The sequence below is a fragment of the Aurantimonas sp. genome, assembly GCF_964217435.1.
In the GTDB taxonomy this organism is placed as follows: Bacteria; Pseudomonadota; Alphaproteobacteria; order Rhizobiales; family Rhizobiaceae; genus Aurantimonas; species Aurantimonas coralicida.
The window spans coordinates 1-17211 of the sequence record NZ_CAXPJM010000007.1 but is presented as its reverse complement, the minus strand read 5'-3'; the positions used below and the strand labels follow the sequence as shown (position 1 = coordinate 17211).

17 protein-coding genes are annotated in these 17211 nt (G+C 66.0%); 3 read left to right on the top strand and 14 right to left on the bottom strand.

Translation table 11 applies throughout. From position 1 onward, the window contains the following. Nucleotides 1-418: 418 nt before the first annotated feature. Both ACEQX1_RS02750 and ACEQX1_RS02745 read right to left on the bottom strand, forming a co-directional pair. Nucleotides 419-1162 (bottom strand): ABC transporter ATP-binding protein, encoded by a 744-nt coding sequence (locus tag ACEQX1_RS02750; RefSeq protein WP_188076272.1) that lies wholly within the window; start codon nt 1160-1162, stop codon nt 419-421. Between the two features lie 4 nt (nt 1163-1166). Beyond that, complete coding sequence (locus ACEQX1_RS02745) at nt 1167-1964, bottom strand: ABC transporter permease (RefSeq protein ID WP_188076271.1); 798 nt, start codon at nt 1962-1964, stop codon at nt 1167-1169. Nucleotides 1965-2264: 300 nt separating this feature from the next. Here ACEQX1_RS02745 and ACEQX1_RS02740 point away from each other — a divergent pair, with 300 nt between their 5' ends. From ACEQX1_RS02740 to ACEQX1_RS02730, 3 genes are all read left to right on the top strand, one after another. After that, nucleotides 2265-2858, top strand: a complete 594-nt coding sequence (locus ACEQX1_RS02740; RefSeq protein ID WP_370194089.1) for an HAD family hydrolase — start codon at nt 2265-2267, stop codon at nt 2856-2858. A 342-nt stretch (nt 2859-3200) separates the two neighbouring features. Next, nucleotides 3201-4463 carry an acyltransferase family protein gene (locus ACEQX1_RS02735; RefSeq protein WP_370194090.1) on the top strand — a complete coding sequence of 421 codons (1263 nt, stop codon included), beginning with the start codon at nt 3201-3203 and terminating at the stop codon, nt 4461-4463. 204 nt (nt 4464-4667) lie between these two features. After that, nucleotides 4668-4880 (top strand): hypothetical protein, encoded by a 213-nt coding sequence (locus tag ACEQX1_RS02730; protein ID WP_370194091.1) that lies wholly within the window; start codon nt 4668-4670, stop codon nt 4878-4880. A gap of 131 nt (nt 4881-5011) precedes the next feature. On the opposite strand, the gene ACEQX1_RS02725 is transcribed toward ACEQX1_RS02730, so the two are convergent. From ACEQX1_RS02725 to ACEQX1_RS02670, 12 genes are all read right to left on the bottom strand, one after another. After that, complete coding sequence (locus tag ACEQX1_RS02725; RefSeq protein ID WP_188076268.1) at nt 5012-5674, bottom strand: class I SAM-dependent methyltransferase; 663 nt, start codon at nt 5672-5674, stop codon at nt 5012-5014. A 23-nt stretch (nt 5675-5697) separates the two neighbouring features. Continuing rightward, nucleotides 5698-6735 carry an aminoglycoside phosphotransferase family protein gene (locus ACEQX1_RS02720; RefSeq protein ID WP_370196482.1) on the bottom strand — a complete coding sequence of 346 codons (1038 nt, stop codon included), beginning with the start codon at nt 6733-6735 and terminating at the stop codon, nt 5698-5700. Next, nucleotides 6732-7352: a hypothetical protein gene (locus tag ACEQX1_RS02715; protein WP_370194093.1), complete on the bottom strand. Its 621-nt coding sequence runs from the start codon at nt 7350-7352 to the stop codon at nt 6732-6734. The genes ACEQX1_RS02720 and ACEQX1_RS02715 overlap by 4 nt, the downstream gene beginning before the upstream one ends. Nucleotides 7353-7362: 10 nt before the next feature. After that, nucleotides 7363-8403, bottom strand: coding sequence for a zinc-binding dehydrogenase (locus tag ACEQX1_RS02710; protein ID WP_370194094.1), 1041 nt, complete (start codon nt 8401-8403; stop codon nt 7363-7365). A 139-nt stretch (nt 8404-8542) separates the two neighbouring features. Continuing rightward, a complete protein-coding gene (locus tag ACEQX1_RS02705; RefSeq protein ID WP_188076265.1) occupies nt 8543-9472 on the bottom strand; it encodes a transketolase C-terminal domain-containing protein in 930 nt (309 codons plus the stop codon). Beyond that, on the bottom strand, nt 9469-10308 hold the full coding sequence (locus tag ACEQX1_RS02700) for a transketolase (RefSeq protein WP_188076264.1): 840 nt from the start codon (nt 10306-10308) through the stop codon (nt 9469-9471). Before ACEQX1_RS02700 ends, ACEQX1_RS02705 begins: the two co-directional genes overlap by 4 nt. A gap of 40 nt (nt 10309-10348) precedes the next feature. Then, complete coding sequence (locus ACEQX1_RS02695) at nt 10349-11344, bottom strand: GDP-mannose 4,6-dehydratase (protein WP_370194095.1); 996 nt, start codon at nt 11342-11344, stop codon at nt 10349-10351. Between the two features lie 6 nt (nt 11345-11350). Further along, nucleotides 11351-11959, bottom strand: coding sequence for an SIS domain-containing protein (locus ACEQX1_RS02690; RefSeq protein ID WP_188076262.1), 609 nt, complete (start codon nt 11957-11959; stop codon nt 11351-11353). Continuing rightward, nucleotides 11959-12894: an NAD-dependent epimerase/dehydratase family protein gene (locus ACEQX1_RS02685; RefSeq protein ID WP_370194096.1), complete on the bottom strand. Its 936-nt coding sequence runs from the start codon at nt 12892-12894 to the stop codon at nt 11959-11961. The genes ACEQX1_RS02690 and ACEQX1_RS02685 overlap by 1 nt, the downstream gene beginning before the upstream one ends. Nucleotides 12895-13029: 135 nt before the next feature. Next, nucleotides 13030-13728 carry a nucleotidyltransferase family protein gene (locus ACEQX1_RS02680; protein ID WP_370194097.1) on the bottom strand — a complete coding sequence of 233 codons (699 nt, stop codon included), beginning with the start codon at nt 13726-13728 and terminating at the stop codon, nt 13030-13032. Nucleotides 13729-13780: 52 nt separating this feature from the next. Further along, nucleotides 13781-15253, bottom strand: a complete 1473-nt coding sequence (locus tag ACEQX1_RS02675; RefSeq protein WP_370194098.1) for a PfkB family carbohydrate kinase — start codon at nt 15251-15253, stop codon at nt 13781-13783. A 160-nt stretch (nt 15254-15413) separates the two neighbouring features. Continuing rightward, on the bottom strand, nt 15414-17211 hold a 1798-nt coding region (locus ACEQX1_RS02670), incomplete at its 5' end, for a DUF2793 domain-containing protein (protein WP_370196481.1).

The window sequence follows — 17211 nt, the reverse complement described above, 5'->3', positions numbered from 1 at the left end:
AGTGCCCGCTCCGAACGCGCCGCAGCTGAATTGCGGACGCGCTTGCCCAGCTGTGAGGCATTCCGCAGGGCGCTCGAATTGCGAAAAGCTGCTGGAATGTACTGTCCCAGCCGGTACGACGTCCGGACGGCGCGCTGCTTACGGCTCAACTCGGCGCGGTCGGACGCTCGCACGGCGAGTCGAACGCGCCGCACGAAGGATGCCAGGGCGAAGGGATCGGGGGTCTTCGAGGAATCGGGCAACTGACTGGTCATCCGTACTTTCTGAAGATCGAGGTAATCGAAGGATTGTCCTTCAACGCTGCGGCATGAATACGACCAATCCTTCCCTTCCGGAAGGGCTCCCGGTCAGATATAGGCGGTGTTGCACGTCTGGCGTATCCCCGTCCGTCCGCCGGATCGCCCGGTCGGTCGTCCCCTCAGTCCTCTTCGCCGATGACCTCGTTGATCGGACCGAAGGCCGTGATGCGGCCCTTTTCCAGCCGCAGCGCGAGATTGCAGTTCTCGCGCAGGATGGCGTTGTCGTGGGAGGCGATCACGAGGATACCCGCCCGGCCGATGACCTCCTGCAGGCGCTCCTGCGCCTTGTGCTTGAAGGATTCGTCGCCGACGCTGATCCATTCGTCCATCAGCACAATGTCGCCGCTCACCGTCACGGCGATGGCGAACATCAGGCGCAGGCGCATGCCCTGCGAATAGGTGCGCAGCGGCAGGTCGAGATATTCGCCCAGCTCGCTGAAGGTCGAGATCTCCTCGACGCGGCTTTCGATCTCCTTGCGCGAGAGGCCGATCATCAGCCCGCGCATGAAGATGTTCTCGCTGCCGGTGGCCTCGTCGTCGAAGCCGAGATTGAGGTCCAGCATCGGCACCAGCGTGCCCTCGCGCCGATAGACGCCGGCCGTCGGCTGGTAGACGTCGGAGAGGACGCGGATCAGCGTGGTCTTGCCGGCGCCGTTGGGGCCGACGAGGCCGAGCCGGTCGCCATCCTTCAGCGAGAAGGAGACGTTCTCCAGCGCGCGCATGACGCTGATCTCGGTGCCGGAATTGATGATCTGCCCGCCGATGGCGCGGGCCTTGGCAATGGCGACGGTCCGCAGCGACCGGGCCCGCATGGACGGGATCGGGATATCGACATTGACGTTCTCGAGGATCAGACGTGCCATCTTCTCAAACCCAATATGCGATGCGGCCGCGGAAGCGGATGTAGAACAGCGACCCGAGCGCAAGCGAGCCGATGGCCAGCACCGTCGCGCCGAGGAAGGCGAAGCCGTCGAGCGGGCGGTTCAGCAGCGGGTCGCGGATCGTGGTGAGGAAATAGGTGATCGGGTTCAGATAGAGGATGATCCGACCATAGGAGAGGCTTTCGGGCTGCCAGATCACCGGCGACGCGAAGAACAGGAACTGGGTCAGCGCCTGGATCAACGGCGGAATGTCGCGATAGCGCACGCAGATGACGGCGATGATCACCGCGAGGCCCGCCATGAAGAGATAGCAGGTGATGAGACCGTAGAGGGCGAGCAGCGTCGACAGGCCGAGCGGCCAGGCGAAATACAGCCAGATTGCGATCACCACGAGGAAGTTGTGACCGTAGATGATCAGGTGGCGCTGGATCATCCGCATGATGTGGAAGACGATCGGCAGCGAGGTGCCCTTGATCAGGCCGCTGGACTCGATGAGGTTGGTCGAGGCCTCGGAGATGATCGACGACATGAAGATCCAGGCGATGTAGCCCGCCGCGAAATAGGGCAGGTAGTCGCGGATGTCCTGGCCGAAGAACTGGCCGTAGAGGAGGCCGATGGCCACCGCGAGCGCGCCGGTGCTCATGGTGATCCACAGCGAGCCGAGCGTCGACAGTCGGTATTTCGACCGGATGTCCGCAACCGCCAGCGAGTTCCAGATATAGGCATCCTTGATGGCCAGCAGCAGGTCGCTGCGGGCCCGGGCGTGATGCGAAACGAGCTTCATTCAGGACTCTCCAGGCCGGGAGGCATCGTATGTCTTCCAGGCATTGCCGGACTGCACCCTCGGCCGGGACGCGAGGACGACGCGGCCGGCGCCCCCGTTGCGTGCAGCGAACATCGGTACCTTCGTTGCCCTGCCTATAGACGTGGCTCGGCGACAAGCCAACCCCGCCCGCGCTGGCCGAAAGGGGAGTGGGACCCGAAAGCCTCTTCCGTCACGGCAGCCCGGCGGGGTAGGAGACCCTGCAACGGCGGCCGGCCACCTCGCGCCGGTCCGCCGCGCTGAAGAAGGGACGTGCCCGACATGCCTCATGGGATCGCAACCGGCCAACCGGCGCTGTTTCTGGATCGGGACGGGATCGTCAATGTCGATACGGACTTCGCCCATCGCCCCGAGCACATCGTCTTCATGGACGGGATCTTCGACCTGGTGCGGCAGGCGCGGGCAGCGGGCTACGTGCCGGTCATCGTCACCAACCAGTCCGGAATCGCCCGCGGCTATTTCAGCGAGGCTGCCTTCCTCGACCTGACGGACTGGATGATCGCGCGCTTCGCGGACGAGGATGCCGCCGTCGCGCGGGTCTATCATTGCCCGTATCACCCGGCGGCAACGGTTGCGCAGTACCGGCATCCGGACCATCCCTGGCGCAAGCCGCGTCCCGGCATGCTTCTGCAGGCGCGCGACGATCTTGGCCTCGACCTCTCGCGCTCGGCGATGATCGGCGACCGCTGGAGCGATGCCGGCGCCGCTTCGGCGGCGGGCGTGCCGCACATCGCCCTTGTCGGCGACCGCGCCGATCGCGAGCCGCTGACCGCCGAACCGGTGCCGGTTACGCGGCTGGACAGTGTCGTGGCGTGCAGCGGCTGGCTGGCGGGGCTGGCAACGTCCAGGCTGTAATCCGGGCGGGGGCGAATCGATGTTTTCCATCGCGCATGGAGGCCCGGCAGTCTCCTCCGGCGCGATCAGAATACGGATATCGCGCAGCGCGCCGCGGGGCGAGGCGACGGCCGATCGTGCCGAAAATGCCACGCTGGTCGCCTGCCTTTAGCCGAAGCCGCCGGGACGCTTGCTGCGCCTTCATGGAAAGCGCACCAATACGCACGTTTCGCAAGGGGACGGAAGTTGTCGCTCCGAGATGATTGCCCGGGTCCGAATATCGCGCTCAGGGGGTTCGTTGAGTGCCCAGGCGGCCAACGAACGCGCGCAGGGCGCAAGTGGCAAATATCCGGGGAGTAGCCAGTGACGTCGATCTTGTGGGCTTTTCCCTTCGCGTCGGTCTCTGCCTTCGCCTTGTATGCCATTCTGTTCGCGCTCTCCTTCGCGCGGGTCAGGGAGGTCTATCTCCCGCTTCCGATCACGCATTTCCAGGGGACCAGTCAGCATTTCAGGGGCTTTGACGCCTATCGCGGCCTGGCTGCGGTCTTGGTCGCGACCGGCCATTGCTGGTTCTTTACCTATCCGGTCTTTGCCGAGACGCAGCTCAAGGCCTCCTGGCTCGAATATGGTGCGGCGGCCGTTCCGATCTTCTGCGTCCTCAGCGGTTTCCTGATCTATCGTTCAGTCCAGAAACTGCAGACCCTCGCCGACCTCCGTGCTTATGGCATCCGCAGACTGTTTCGTATCTGGCCAGTCTATGCCGCCGCCACGATATTGCTGGCGTTCTGGGATTTCTACGGCAACGAAGCACCTGTGCGCCTCTTCGTCGGCGAAATCCTCATGTACTATTCGATCGGGTTCATTCGCTTTGCGAACCCGGTCGCGTGGAGTCTCTATATAGAGCTGATATTCTATTGTCTGCTTCCCATGTTCTTTATCGTCGTGGGGCGTCGGCGGATGGCGCTGTTCGCGCTGGTGGGAGCGGTGACGGTTGCCTTCGCGGATCTCCACAGCCGGAATTTTGGCCTGTGGCAGTTCTTCATGCTGGGTATCCTGGCCTCCGAGATATCCCCGATGATCAAGCGCCATGCCCCTTGGCTGTTCGTCGTCGGACTGGCGCTCCTGTTGTTCGATCTCAGCGGTGTGCCACAGGATACGGACTGGGCCGCGATGATCGGTTTCACCTATCCCCGCTTTGACAGGCAGACCACGGGCCTCGGTATCGGCTTCATGTTGATGCTGGCGTCGACGCCGCATCTGCACAACCTCGGCAAGGGGCTGGACGTCTATCCGCTGCGGCTTCTCGGGCTGGTGTCGTACAGTCTGTATGTCACCCACCCGATCTACATCCTGGCAAACTTTCCCGGCATGCAGGGCTTTTCCCAGAACGTCGAATACTTCCAAACCTTCGAACGCATGCCGTGGTGGTATCTGCCGGCCATCTTCGCTCCCGGGGCGATCTTCTGGGCCATCGTGTCCTACGTGCTCATCGAAAAACCCGGAATCTCGATCGGTTCGTACCTGTCGAAGAAGGCACGGCGGGCCGACACGGACCGGCTGACCTCTCCGCCGGATGCCGGGCGGTCGGGCCAGCGGACTGGCCCGTCGACGACGCCGGAGGAATAGTTGCGTTAGGGCGCGCTCGCATCCCATAGATGCAGGAGAGGACCATGCTGCGCGCGTCCCGTCGGTCGGGGAACGCGTCGCCGAGCCGAACACGGGATCCAGATCCATGATGCGATTTGTCTATCTGCGGTACCTGTCCCAGCGCGGTTACCTGAAGGAGGGGCAGGCGCGAATTCTGGACGTCGGCCCGCAGAATCTCTTCGATTGCTCGCCCAGCTCAGCGTGAATGGCACCGACGGCGACGGGCAGGGCGGCCTGCATCCCGAGGTGGAGGCATGGCTGCGCAATCATGCGCTGCCGCGGGCCAGTGCCGCGACACGCGATTCGGTGGTTCACGCTGCGCCGACACGGCCGCTGCTGGCGGCGGCGTGGCGGCGGGTGCCGCGCAGCCTGGGCAGACGCCTCTTCCGACGCTGACGCCGCGCGCCAACCACACGCCGAGATCCGATCATCCCAAAGCAAGACAGCCGCGCCCAGAACGGGCGCGGCTGACGTTTCGCATCGCAAGAGCGTGTCCGGCTGCCACGAGTGGCCGGCGGATCGTCCGCCTATTCGAAGGTGATGAACTCGTAGTCGCCGGTGTAGCCGGTCTCGGCGAAGATCCACTCCCACTCTTCCGGCGTGTGGAAGGCGCGGCAGGTGAGCTGCCAGTACATCAGGTTCACCTTCTCGCGCTCGTTGCGATAGGCCTCGACGCAGATGTACTTGCCGCCGCGCGACACCCGCTCGATCTCCTTGAAGGCCGAGAACAGGTCGTAGATGTAGAGGTTGTGCAGGGTGTTGATCGAGATGACCAGGTCGAAATGGTCGTCCGGATAGGGCAGCTTCGACGCGGTGCCCTCGACGATGTTGTCCTTCACCGTCTCCATGGCGTGGTCGATGCCGTAGCGCGAAATGTCGAGGCCGTGGACTTCGACGCCCGGCACCGATTCCAGGAAGTCGTGCAGGAGGAAGCCCTTGCCGGCGCCCACGTCGAGAATGCGCATGCCCGGCTTGATACCGTAGGTCTCGACCATCGCGTCGGCGACCTTGCGCCAGCGGCCGTCATATTTGTAGCCGCCGAAGCCGGTCTGGCGGCTGCCGTCCCAGTAATCATAGTCCCACTGCAGGGCGAGCTCGGCGACTTCCGCCTTATCGCGCTCGGTGACGCGGGCGAGATAGTCGCGCGGGGTGGATTTGTGGACGAGGCTGACGAAGTCGCGATAGGCCATGGGGGCTCCTCTCAGGTGGACGATCAGGCGCTGACGGGCGCGATCTGTGTTTCGGCGCGGGCAAGCTGGCGCGCGCAGCGGGCCGCCCGCTCGCCGGAATCGGCAAAGGCGCGGCGCGAGGCGCCGAGCGGCAGGAACTCGTTGAGAATGATGCACACCCATTTCACCCGGTAGGCGTCGAGCAAGAGGGTGCAGCGGTGGCGGTCGGCGTCGGACAGCGCCAGCGCGCCGGCGAGCCGGTCGGCGAAGCCGTCGAAGAACTGCGCCGGAACAGGCACTTCCGGCTGGCAGAAGAAGTCGCATACGAGCTTGGCCGGATCGTCGCGCCCGGCATATTCGAAGTCGATGAAGATCGACCGGCCGGCAGCGTCGCGCAGCATGTTGTGGAAGCCGAAATCCGACGGCGAGACGACCGGGCGGCCGATCGGCGCGGCAAGATCGAGGCCGGCTTGCTGCGCGGCGGTAAGGATGCGGCCGCGCACTGCGGTCCATGTGGGCTTGAGGCGCGTTGCGACGAAGCGCGCGGCGTCCTCGCCACGGGGCGCGCCCAGGTCGATGGCGTCGAGGCGGGCGACGCGCCGGTCGACGGTGGCCAGATGATCGGCGAGGCTGAAACAGGCTTCCGAGCCCGGCGCCAGATCGTCCGGCCGGCGCGGCTCGCCATTGATCGCGACGACGAAGTCGGCGGCGGCCGCCACGACCTCTGCGTCGATCTCGGCGCTCTCCAGCCGGCGGCCGTCGATGAAGCCGTAGAGGCCGGCGCTGACGCCCCGGTCGCAGGCGAACGGCTGCGGCACGTTACGCACGCCGCGGGCCCAGACATAGTCGAGAAAGCGCCATTCGGCACCGAGCCGGTCGCGGTCGTCGCGGGCATCGACATGGTAGCGCTTCAGGACGGCGCGCCCGCCATCGGCGAGATCGAGCTGGAAGACGCGGTTGTTCTTGCCGCCGGCCAGCCGGCCGATGCCCGACAGGGCAGGCAGCCGTGCCTGCGCCAGCAGGCGGCCCGCGACGGCCGCGCTGTCGTCGGGCGTCGTGCCGGTCGCGGCGTCGCCGGTCATGCCGAGGCCGCTGCCAGGGCGTCTGCCATGCCGGCCCAGCCGTCGACATGGATCCAGCCGCGCTCGGCCGAACGCTCCGCCGGATGCACGCCATGGGGATCGAACAGCACCTTGCGGGTGCCGGCCGGGAAGCCCTCCATGGCGAGGATCTCGGGCAGGTCGTCGATGAAGACGTCGACGTCGAGGCTGGCGGCGCGCGCGACCTTCTCGTCCTTCGTCAGTTCGAAGAACACCCGGTCGGGCAACAGCCGGGTCTCGGCGACGAGGGCGTTGGCGGCCAGGAAGCCGCGCGCCGCCTCGTGCATGTCGTAGGCCGGCCCCATCATCGGATGGCGCGTCTTGTGGCTGACGACGAAGAGGTCGTGGCCCGCCGCGATCTGCGCGTCGACGAAATCGGCAAAGCCGGCATAGGGCGCCACGAGGTCCATGCGGGCCCCGTAGACATAGCCCTGCAGCTCGGTGAAATCGTCCTTGCGGCCCGACCCGTTGAGGAAGTCGCGGACCGAGTTCTTGTCCGTGCCGATCTCGGCCGAGATCAGGCCGCGTTCCAGCGCAGCGGCGTGGAACACGCCCTCATAGCAGGCGATCGTGTTGTCGAAGTCGATCCCGATCCGCATCTTAGCGGCCTCAGCGCTTCTTCATGTCGATCAGCGGGCGCCCGATCTTGCCCGAGCGCAGATCGGCGATGGCGTCGTTGATGTCCTCGAGCTTGTAGGGCTCGGAGAGCAGGTTGCGCACCGGGTAGCGGCTCTGGGAGATCAGCCGGCCGAACTTGGCATAGTCGCGGTCGGGCACGCTGTCGCCGCCCCAGGTGCCCATCAGGCTCTTGCCCTGGTTGAAGACCGCCGGGCTGATCGACAGCTGGGCGTCGTAGCGGGCATTGCCGATGACGACGGCCTTGCCGCCCTGCTGGCGGGTGACGCCGATGGCGGTGGCCATGACGTCGGGCACGCCGGTCGCCTCGACGGCAAGGTCGACGCCGGTCGGGATGATCGCCTTGATCTGCGCCGCGACATCGCCCTCGGCCGGGTCGATCGTGTGGGTGGCGCCGAAGGCCCGGGCGAGCTCGCGGCGCGATTCGCGCAGGTCGACGCCGATGACGGTGGTGGCGCCGGCGAGCGCCGCGGCCATGATCGCGTTGAGACCGATGCCGCCGGTGCCGAACACGGCGATGCTGTCGCCGGCCGCGACCTTGAGGACGTTGTAGACGGCGCCCATGCCGGTGGGGGCGGCGCAGCCGAGCAGCACGGCGACGTCGAGCGGCATGCCCTCCGGCACCAGCGTCAGGCGGTTCTCGCTGACCACGGCGTGGCGCTGGAAGGTGGTGACACCGCCGGCATTCACCTTCTTGCCGTCCCAGTCATAGACGGCGCCGCCGGCCTCGATGCCGTTGCCCTTGATCCAGGACAGGACGACGTCGTCGCCGACCTTGACCTTGGTGACGGCCGAGCCGGTCTCGATGACGGTGCCGGTCGCCTCGTGGCCGAGGCAATGGGGCACCCATTTGTCCTCGCCCTTGTCGCCGGCGATTTCCATGAGCTGGGTGCCGCAGGCGCCGGAATAGGCGATCTCGACCAGGACCTGGCCCGGCTTCAGCTCGGGGGTCTCGATGGTGGCGAGAACGAGGGGCTCTCCGGTCGCGACGAGCAGTGCGGCTTCGGTCTTCATGGTCTGGGACCCTCCTGGAACTGTGCGTGGTCCGTCGCTGGGTGCGGCCGGGTCATGGACGATGCCCCGGTCGCCCGGCAGACGGACGTGTCGAAACATCCGCCGCGCTCACCGCGCGGCGGATGGCATGGCCGAATTGTCAGTGCTCGCCCAGCCGGGCGGCGATCGCATGGGCGATCTGGTGGCCGGTCAGGCCGAGCTGCTCGCGCGCATATTCCTGCTCGCCCGACTTCTTGAAGAAGGCATCGGGGGTGCCGAAGCGCATCAGCTTGCGGGTGTCCTCGCGCCGGTCGACCGCCCATTCGGCGACGGCCGAGCCGAAGCCGCCGATCATGCTGTGCTCCTCGACGGTGACGACGAGCTTGAAGCGGGCCATGGCTTCGGCGAGGCACGCCTCGTCCAGCGGCTTGACCGTGTGGAAGCTGACGACGCGGGTGCCGTGGCCCTGTTCGGACAGCAGCTTGCCGGCCTCGACGGCCTCCGGCAGCATGTTGCCCGTCGACAGGATGCAGACCTCGTCGCCCTCGGCGACGGTGATGGCGCGGCCGATGGCGAAATCGGCGAGCGGACCGTCATGGACGACCGGTTCGCCCTTCTTGCCCATGCGGATGTAGGACGGCTTGTCCTGCTTCATCACGGCGCGCATGGCGGCGCGCACCTCCCACTGGTCGCCCGGGCAGATGACGTTCATGTTCGGCAGCGAACGCAGGAAGGAGATGTCCTCGCAGGCGTGATGCGTCGGTCCGAGACCGGCATAGGCAAGGCCGGCGCCGACCGCGACGATAGTCACCGGCAGGTCGTGGTAGCACACGTCCGTGCGGATCTGCTCGAGGCAGCGCGTCGTGACGAAGGGCGTGATGGTGTAGGTGAAGGGGCGCAGGCCCGACATCGCCAGGCCGGCGGCCAGGCCCGTCATGTTGGCTTCGGCGACGCCGCAATTGAAGAAGCTGTTGGGGCGGGCGTCCCGGAACTTGTCGAAGAGCCGGTTCCCGATGTCGCCCGACAGCATCACCAGACGGTCGTCCTCGGTGCCGATCTTGGTCAGTTCGTCCGCGAAGGCGTTTCTCATTTGAGGCCGAGCTCCTTGTGCGCCAGTTCGACCTCTTCGGCGGTCGGCGCGCGATAGTGCCAGTTGTTGTCGTCCTCCATGAAGGACACGCCCTTGCCCTTGACGGTGTGGGCGATGAAGGCGACGGGCTTGCCGGAGCCGTTGGGCACCTTGGTCATCAGCTCGGCGAGCTTGCCGACGTCGTGGCCGTCCACCTCATGGGCGTCCCAGCCGAAGCTGGCCCATTTGTCCCGCAGCGGCGCCAGCGCCAGGGTCTCGTTGGACCGGGCGGTCGCCTGCCACTTGTTGTAGTCGACGATGACGCAGAGATTGTCGAGCTTCTGGCCGGCGGCGAACATCGCCGCTTCCCAGACCGAGCCCTCGTTGCACTCGCCGTCGGACAGCAAGACGAAGACTCGGTAGGGATCCTCGCCCTTCACCCGCGCCGCCAGCGCCATGCCGCAGCCGATCGGTAGGCCGTGGCCGAGCGAGCCGGTGGCCGCCTCGACGCCGGGCAGGAGATTTGCCGGCGGATGCTCGGCCAGGCGGCCGCCATCCTGATTGTAGGTCTCCAGCTCCTCGGACGGGAAATAGCCGCGCGCCGCGAGCGTGGCGTAGAGCGCCATCGCCGCATGGCCCTTCGACAGGATGAAGCGGTCGCGCTTGGGGTCGGCCGAATTGGCCGGGTCGATGTCGAGGACGCCCCAATAGGCGGCGGTCAGGATGTCGAGGCAGGACAGCGAGGAGGCGAGATGCGCCGACTTCGCCTTGTGCGACATCTCGATGACGCGTCCCCGCAGCTCCGCCGCCTGGCGGGCCAGGACGGCGCCGTCGCTGATCTTCGCATGTGCATTCATGTCGTCATTCTCTCCCGAAGAATCGGCGGACGGGGTGGGCTCAGGCCTTGTGGACGTAAGCGGGGTCCAGCTTGGGGATCTCGTCGCGGAAGCGCTCGGCCCAGGCGATGACGTCGGACAGGCCCTCGTCGAGGGAGATCTTGTCCTGCCAGCCGAGTTCGGTGCGCAGCTTGAACGAATCCAGCGTGTAGGCCGCGTCCTTGCCGGGGCGCTCGGGGCCCAGCTCGACGCATTCGTCGAAGGACTTGCCGAGCTTGGCGAGGATCATCTCGACCAGGGTGCGGATCGAGACCAGCTCGTAGCCGGAGATATGGTAGGTATCGCCGACGGTGCCCTTCAGCGCGATCTTCAGCGTGGCGTCGGAGGTGTCGCGCATGTGGATGAACACGCGCACCGACTTGCCGCCGCCGTCGAGGCGCAGCTTCTGGCCGGTCATCGCCGCATACACGGTGCGCGGGATGATGCGGTAGAGCTGCTGGCCGGGGCCGTAGACGTTGGCCGCGCGGGTCGAGACGGCGGGCATCTGGTAGGTATCGACAAAGGTCTTCAGCGACATGTCGCCGGCCGCGCGCGACACCGCATAGGGGGTCGACGGGTTGAACGGCGTGTCCTCGCGCACCCAGCCCTCGGTCGAGCCGTAGACCTCGGGCGTCGTCACATGGACGTAGCGGTCGAGGAAGTCGAGGCCGCGCAGGAGGACATGCAGGCGCACGGTGGAGACCACGTTGGTCATCATCCAGTCGTCCGGATGATCCCAGCTCTGGCCGACCATCGACTGCGCCGCGAAGTTCACCACATGGGTGAAGCGCTCGCGCTTGAGCAGCGCTTCCAGCGCGTCGAGATCGTGGTTGATGTCGACCTTCTCGAACCGGACGGAGCCGGGCCGGGCCTGCCATTTGTAGGGCAGCTGCGCGACGTTCGGCTCGGGCGAGCGGCTGGTCGCGACGACGTCGTAACCCTGCTCGGCGAGGTAGTCGCAGAAGGTGGCGCCCGAAAACGAGTTCGAGCCGAGAACGAGAAATTTGGGATCGGCCATCGTGCCTTACTTGCTCACTTCGGAGCGTCGCGCGTTGAGGTACTGAACGATCGCATGGCCGATGACGACCTGCGTATCCTCGGCGATCTGCATGTCGTCCGTCTCGAAGTGGATCGGAACGTCGGCCAGCGGCTTCGCCTTGCCGCCAGTGAAGCCGAGCACCGCATAGGATCGCATGCCGATCCGCTTGCCCTCTTCGAGCGCCTTGACGATGTTCGGCGAATTGCCGCTGCCGGAGAAGGCGATCAGGATGTCGCCGGGCTGCGCCTGCACGGCGAGCTGCAGCGAATAGACCTGATCGTAGCCTTCGTCGTTGGCCAGGCAGGTCAGCACGGCCGGATTGGCCGACAGGGCGCTGACCCGCAGGCCCTGGCCGGCGGTCTTCGACCAGGCATAGAGGAAATCGTTGGCGAGGTGGTTGGCATTGCCGGCGCTGCCGCCATTGCCGCACAGAAACACCTGCCGCCCGGTACAGGCCGCGTCGAACAGATCGTCGGCGAGGGCAACGACACCGCTCCAGTCGAAGGCGGCCAGGAGCTCCGACAGCCGCCGGCTGTAATCGGCGAAATGCGCGGCGCTCGCGCCGCCTGCGGGGGTCTGGCGGGCCAGCGACATTACAGGACTTCCTTCTGCATCCACTTCATGCGGTGGTAGCTCGGATCGTCGGTCCACGCGCCCTGGCGATAGAGGCCGACGAGCTCCTTGATCGCCTCCTCGACGCCCTTCTTGGGCTTGAAGCCGGTCGCCAGCAGGCGGTCCGAGTTCACCCGGTAGGAGCGGGGATCGTTCGACGGCGTGACCTCGATCTCGGCATCGACATGCTTGGCGACGAGTTCGGCGATCTGCATGATGGTGATGTTCTCGAAGCCGGCATTGTAGATGCCGGTGTGCTCGGGGTGGTCGAGCAGGAACAGGTAGAGATCGGTGATGTCGTCGATATGAACGTTCGGGCGGGCCTGGTCGCCGCCGAACACGGTGATCTTGCCGTTCTTCAGCGCCAGCATGGTCAGCATGTTCACCGACACGTCGTTGCGCATCGTCGGCGAGAAGCCGCACACCGTCGCCGGCCGCACGATCTGGACCGTCATGTCGTCGCTGTAGGACAACAGGATGCGCTCGGCGCACATCTTGGTCTTGTTGTACTCGGAGATCGGGACGAGCTCGAGGTCCTCGGTGACCTGCTCTTCTTCCTTGACGCCGTAGACGCTGCCCGAGGAGGCGAAGATGAAGCGCTTGATGCCGCTGCGCTTGGCCTTGTCGGCCAGCCGCATGGTGGCGAGGCAGCTGACCTCCCAGGTAAGCTTCGGGTTCAGGTCGCCGGCCGGGTCGTTGGCGATCGACGACAGGTGGATGATCGCGTCGACGCCGGTCAGGTCGTAAGACTCGGTATCGCAGATATCGCCCTGGACCACGGTCAGGTTCGGGTGCTCGCGCAGGTTGTTGCCGAACCACTGGATGTCGAAGGCAACGACCTCATGCCCCTTCTCGATCAACTTCGGTACGAGCACAGTGCCCTTGTATCCGCAGGCACCGGTGACGAAGATCTTCATGTGATTTTCTTCCTGAAGACTTGATTTTACGATGGTCGACGCGAAAACTCACAGCGGCGCAGGATCGGTCGGATGCGTCGCCTAATTCCCATGCGGTGTCAACTGCGACCGGTACTTTCGATCGCCCTGTGACATTTACGGACGGTACTCCGCCTCGGCGAGGGCAAGCGCCTCCGCCGAGCCGATGTCGCGGTGATATCCGGCCGTTTCCACGGCGAGGATTCTCCCCAGAAAGTGCGGGATGACCTCGGTCGAAAAGTCGACGACCGGCCGGCCAAGCCCGGTAATGAAGTCTGCGACCTCGGATTCGCAGAGATACACGGCAGCATTAGCCAGATTTCCGGGCGGATTCGCGACCTTTTCGTGAAATGTCTGGACGACCCCGTCGGCGTCGAGATCGAGGATCCCGCAGGTCCGTGGCATGTCCGTACGGAAGGCCAGCATCGACATGGCGCAATGCTGCGGACGCGCCGCATGACGTTGCGCGAAGTTTCTCACGTCGAAATCGGTGAGATTGTCGGCATGGGCAAGCAGGAAGGGGTCGTTGCCGAGCCAATCGCGATTGGCGGCGACGGTACCGGCGGTCCCCAGGAGCTCGTCTTCCTGGACGAGATCGATGCGGTCGCGCCAGGGCGAGGCGGCGACGTGGCGCTCGACGGCGTCGGCCAGCCAATGGGTGTTGATCAGGACGCGGTCGATGCCGGCGGCGAAGACGTGGTCCAGCCAGTAGTCCAGAAGCGGCTTGCCGTGGATCGGTACCAGACATTTCGGCACCGTCAGCGTCAGGGGCCGAAGCCGCGTGCCGAGCCCGGCTGCCAGTAGAAGTGCCCGCATGGCCATGTGATCGTCGTCTCCCGTGCCCCGTCGAAAATCCGCTGCCGTCCCGCTATTCGTCCGGCAGCTCGATCTCCTTGAGGATATCGGCGCAGCGCAGCGGCGAATTGCCGACCCGCGAGACCTGGCAGGCGGCCGCGACGGCGCCGAGATAGGCCCCGCGCCAGATGTCGTAGCCGCCACACAACGCCATCGATGTGGCGGTGAAGAGGCTGTCGCCAGCGCCCGCGACATCCTTCGGCGAGGTGTTGAGCGCGGGCAGCCGGTCGGTCATGTGCTTCCCGCTCTCGCCCTTGCCGTGCACCAGCATGCCTTCGCCGCCCAGCGTGATGATGACATTGGCAGCGTCGGCCGTTTCGCGCAGTTCCTCGGCGAGCACCGCCAGCCCCGATGCCGAATCGCGCATGGCAAGCCGCGCCTCGCGCTCGGTCGGGGTGATCAGGCTCATGCCCTTGAAGCGCGAGATGTCGGAGACCTGCGACGAGGCCTGGCTGTCGGCGGTCATGATGACGCCGCGGGCCCGCGCCATCTCGCCGATCGCATCGACCAGCGTCTGCGGCAGGCAGCCATAGTTGAAGTCGGCGAACATCAGCAGGTCGACCTTCGGCAGCAGCGCCTCGATCCGCTTCAGGATCTCGGTCTCGATCTCCCGGCCGATATCGTGCTGGCGCAGATGATTGACTCGCAGCAGCGTCTTGTTGAGGGCCCGGAAGCGCTGCTTGCGGGTGGTCGGTCGCGTCTCGTCGAGGAAGCCATGGAAGTCGATCCCGGCTTCGCCGAGCTCGGCGCTGGCAAGATCGGAGGCGTCGTCACCGCCGATCACAGTGAACAGCGTCGTCTCGGCGCCGAGATTGCGCGCATGGGCGGCCACCACGCCGGCCCCGCCGACGAAGGTCTTGGTCTGGATCGGGGTGACCACGATGGTCGGGTCTTCCTGCGACATGCCGAGGGCGTCGCAGGTGATGTAATCGTCGACGATCAGGTCGCCGATCACCGCGACCCGCATGCCCGAAACCGAGTGCAGGATGTCGCCGAGCGCCGAGATGTCGAAGGAATGGCGGTCGGCGAAGGCGTGCGGCTTGGTGATGGTCGAGAAATCGGTCGCCGTGTCGCGGTTCAGCAGATCCATCGAGGCGAAGCGCATCTCGCCGGACGAGAAGATCAGCTTGCCGCCATAGGAGGCGACCGCGTCGGCCTCCGGATTGGCTTCCTCCTCGAATTCCTTGCCCTTCACCACGAAATCGGGGCGCAGACGCTCGATGAAGGTGGTGGTGGATTCCGTAAGGATAAGCGCGTGATCGACAATATTCAGTGAGCGCACGCTTTCGAGGCGCATCTCGCCGCGCACGGTCACGCCGGGCGTCCCGTCGGGCCGCAGACCGACCACCAGAACGTCGGCCATGTCGGCCGCAAACTTCAGAAGGCGCAGATGGCCCGGATGCAAGATGTTGAAATTGCCGGATACAAAGACGATCCGTTTGTCCGCCGCGGTCTCTGCTCGGATCTCGTCTGCACGTGACTGCAAATTTCGTCTCCATCCATGTGACCATCGTCGCTGCCGTCAATCGGCCGTTGGCGCGCTAGCGATCTCGGGCAAATCTGTGGTCCGGACGGAGCGCCAATACACGCTCACCCCTCAGTTCTCAAGCCTCGCAGTCCGCCGAATACTCAGCAAAACTTATTGATCAGGGCTCGGCGCTGGCGGTCCATCCACCGCAGGCGAGATAGGCGGAGCCGGACAGACTGCCGGTCACGCCGAGATTGACGACGAAGCCGGTGGACGCATTCTCGGCCAGCGCCATGCTGTCGGCATTCTGGTAGCTGAGGCCCGGTCCGAGTGCCTGCCAGCGTCCCGCGGCCACCGGATTGCCAGTGTTCGGTGCATGGAACACGACGCTGGGCGGCGTTCGCATGGGGGGCGACAGCATGATTCGCTGGGAGGCGATATTGCCGTCGCTGTAGCAGACGCCGAGCGTGTATCCCGGCGGTCCGAGGCCGTCGCCGGGCATCGTGGCAAGCTCGTAGCTCTTGGCGAAGTACCGTCGGCAGAACTGCAATTCCTCCGCAAGGGAACGTGCGCGCGGGGCGGTCGCAGGCGCGCCGGCGACGAGCGCGACGTTCCGGAACCGGGCCGGTCCGGCGGTCGTGTGCAGCCGCAAGGTGCGGAAGGGGCCCGCGGCGCTCGGCTCCAGCACCGCGGAGACCGGCCCGGCGGCGGGGTCGAGCGTGACGAGTGCGTCGTCCAGCGTGACCTCCAGGGCGGCGTCCCGGAGATCGGTCACCGTGACCGTGAAGGCGGTTCCGGCAGCGCCGGGCCAGAGCGCGGTTTCGATCGCCTGCAGGATCTCCCCGTCCAGCGTGACCTCGCCGGCGCTCGATGTGAGGCTGGCGCCCTCGGCACCCGCCTTCCAGCGATCCGGGCCGAAAGCGCCCGCGGCGAGGCCGCCGCCGGCAAAGCCGCGCTGGTTGATGGCGAGATTGCCGTTGATGACCAGATTGTCGGCGAGGGGGGTGAAGGGGAGGCTGGCGCGGCCGTCGCCCTCGATGATCACGCCACTGCGCCAGGCGCTCCCATCCTCGCTCACCCGCAGGGCCAGATCGTCCGACCCGGCAAGGCCGATCTCTGCCCGCCCTGACCAATCGGTTTGGAAGAGAAGGGCGGCCGTGTCGTCGTCCCCGGCCTTGTTGATTGCCAGCCGGTGATCGTCGCCGTCATGGGTGAACAGGCTGGCCGGCGCTGCGACGACGAGCCGGTTGGTGGCATCGGCGGCGGCGTTCACGCCCCACAGGCTGGCACCGTCGGCCGCCGCGCCGCCGATCTGCTGCCACTCGGCCCCGTCAAAGACCCGGCAGCTTGCGGTATCGTGGCGATAGGCCATCCAACCCGGGCGAGGCTCGAAGAACCGCCACGCGCCGTTCTGCCACGCGGCCAGGCGACCGGCCTGGCCGAGCCAGGCGTCGCTCGCCCCCGCCGCGACCAGATAGCGGTCGCCATCCTCCGGCCCGGCAGGCGGCGTGGCGAGGTCGTCCCGCAGGATCGCGATATGCACGATCGCATCGAGAGATGTCAGCGCCTCGTTGTGGGTGACGTGTTTCTGCGCCTGTGCGGCGACGATGAGCGGGAGATCGAGGTTGTGCGTCGTATCCATGGGGACCCTTCCGTTCGGGCCATTAGTGTAGGCGGGCCGGAAGGGAGGGGGATTTCTCGCCGCGTCGTCGCAATGCCGGGTCCGGGCGGCGAAGGCGCACCGGCGCATACCGGCCAACGCCTCATTCCTGCCATCGCGCGAGCGCTTATGGCCCCATATGCATGGCCCTGCTGCGCCTTCAGGTTGCTTGTCCGCGGACATACGCCTTGTTAGTGCGGGCAGGATTTCTGATTGTCTTCTCAGCTCTTTCGAACGGGTCGTCGTGCAAGTTCCCATCCAGTCGAGTTCCTCGTCCATGCCCAAGCCCGAAGAGTCCGCCGCCGAGCCGCACGGT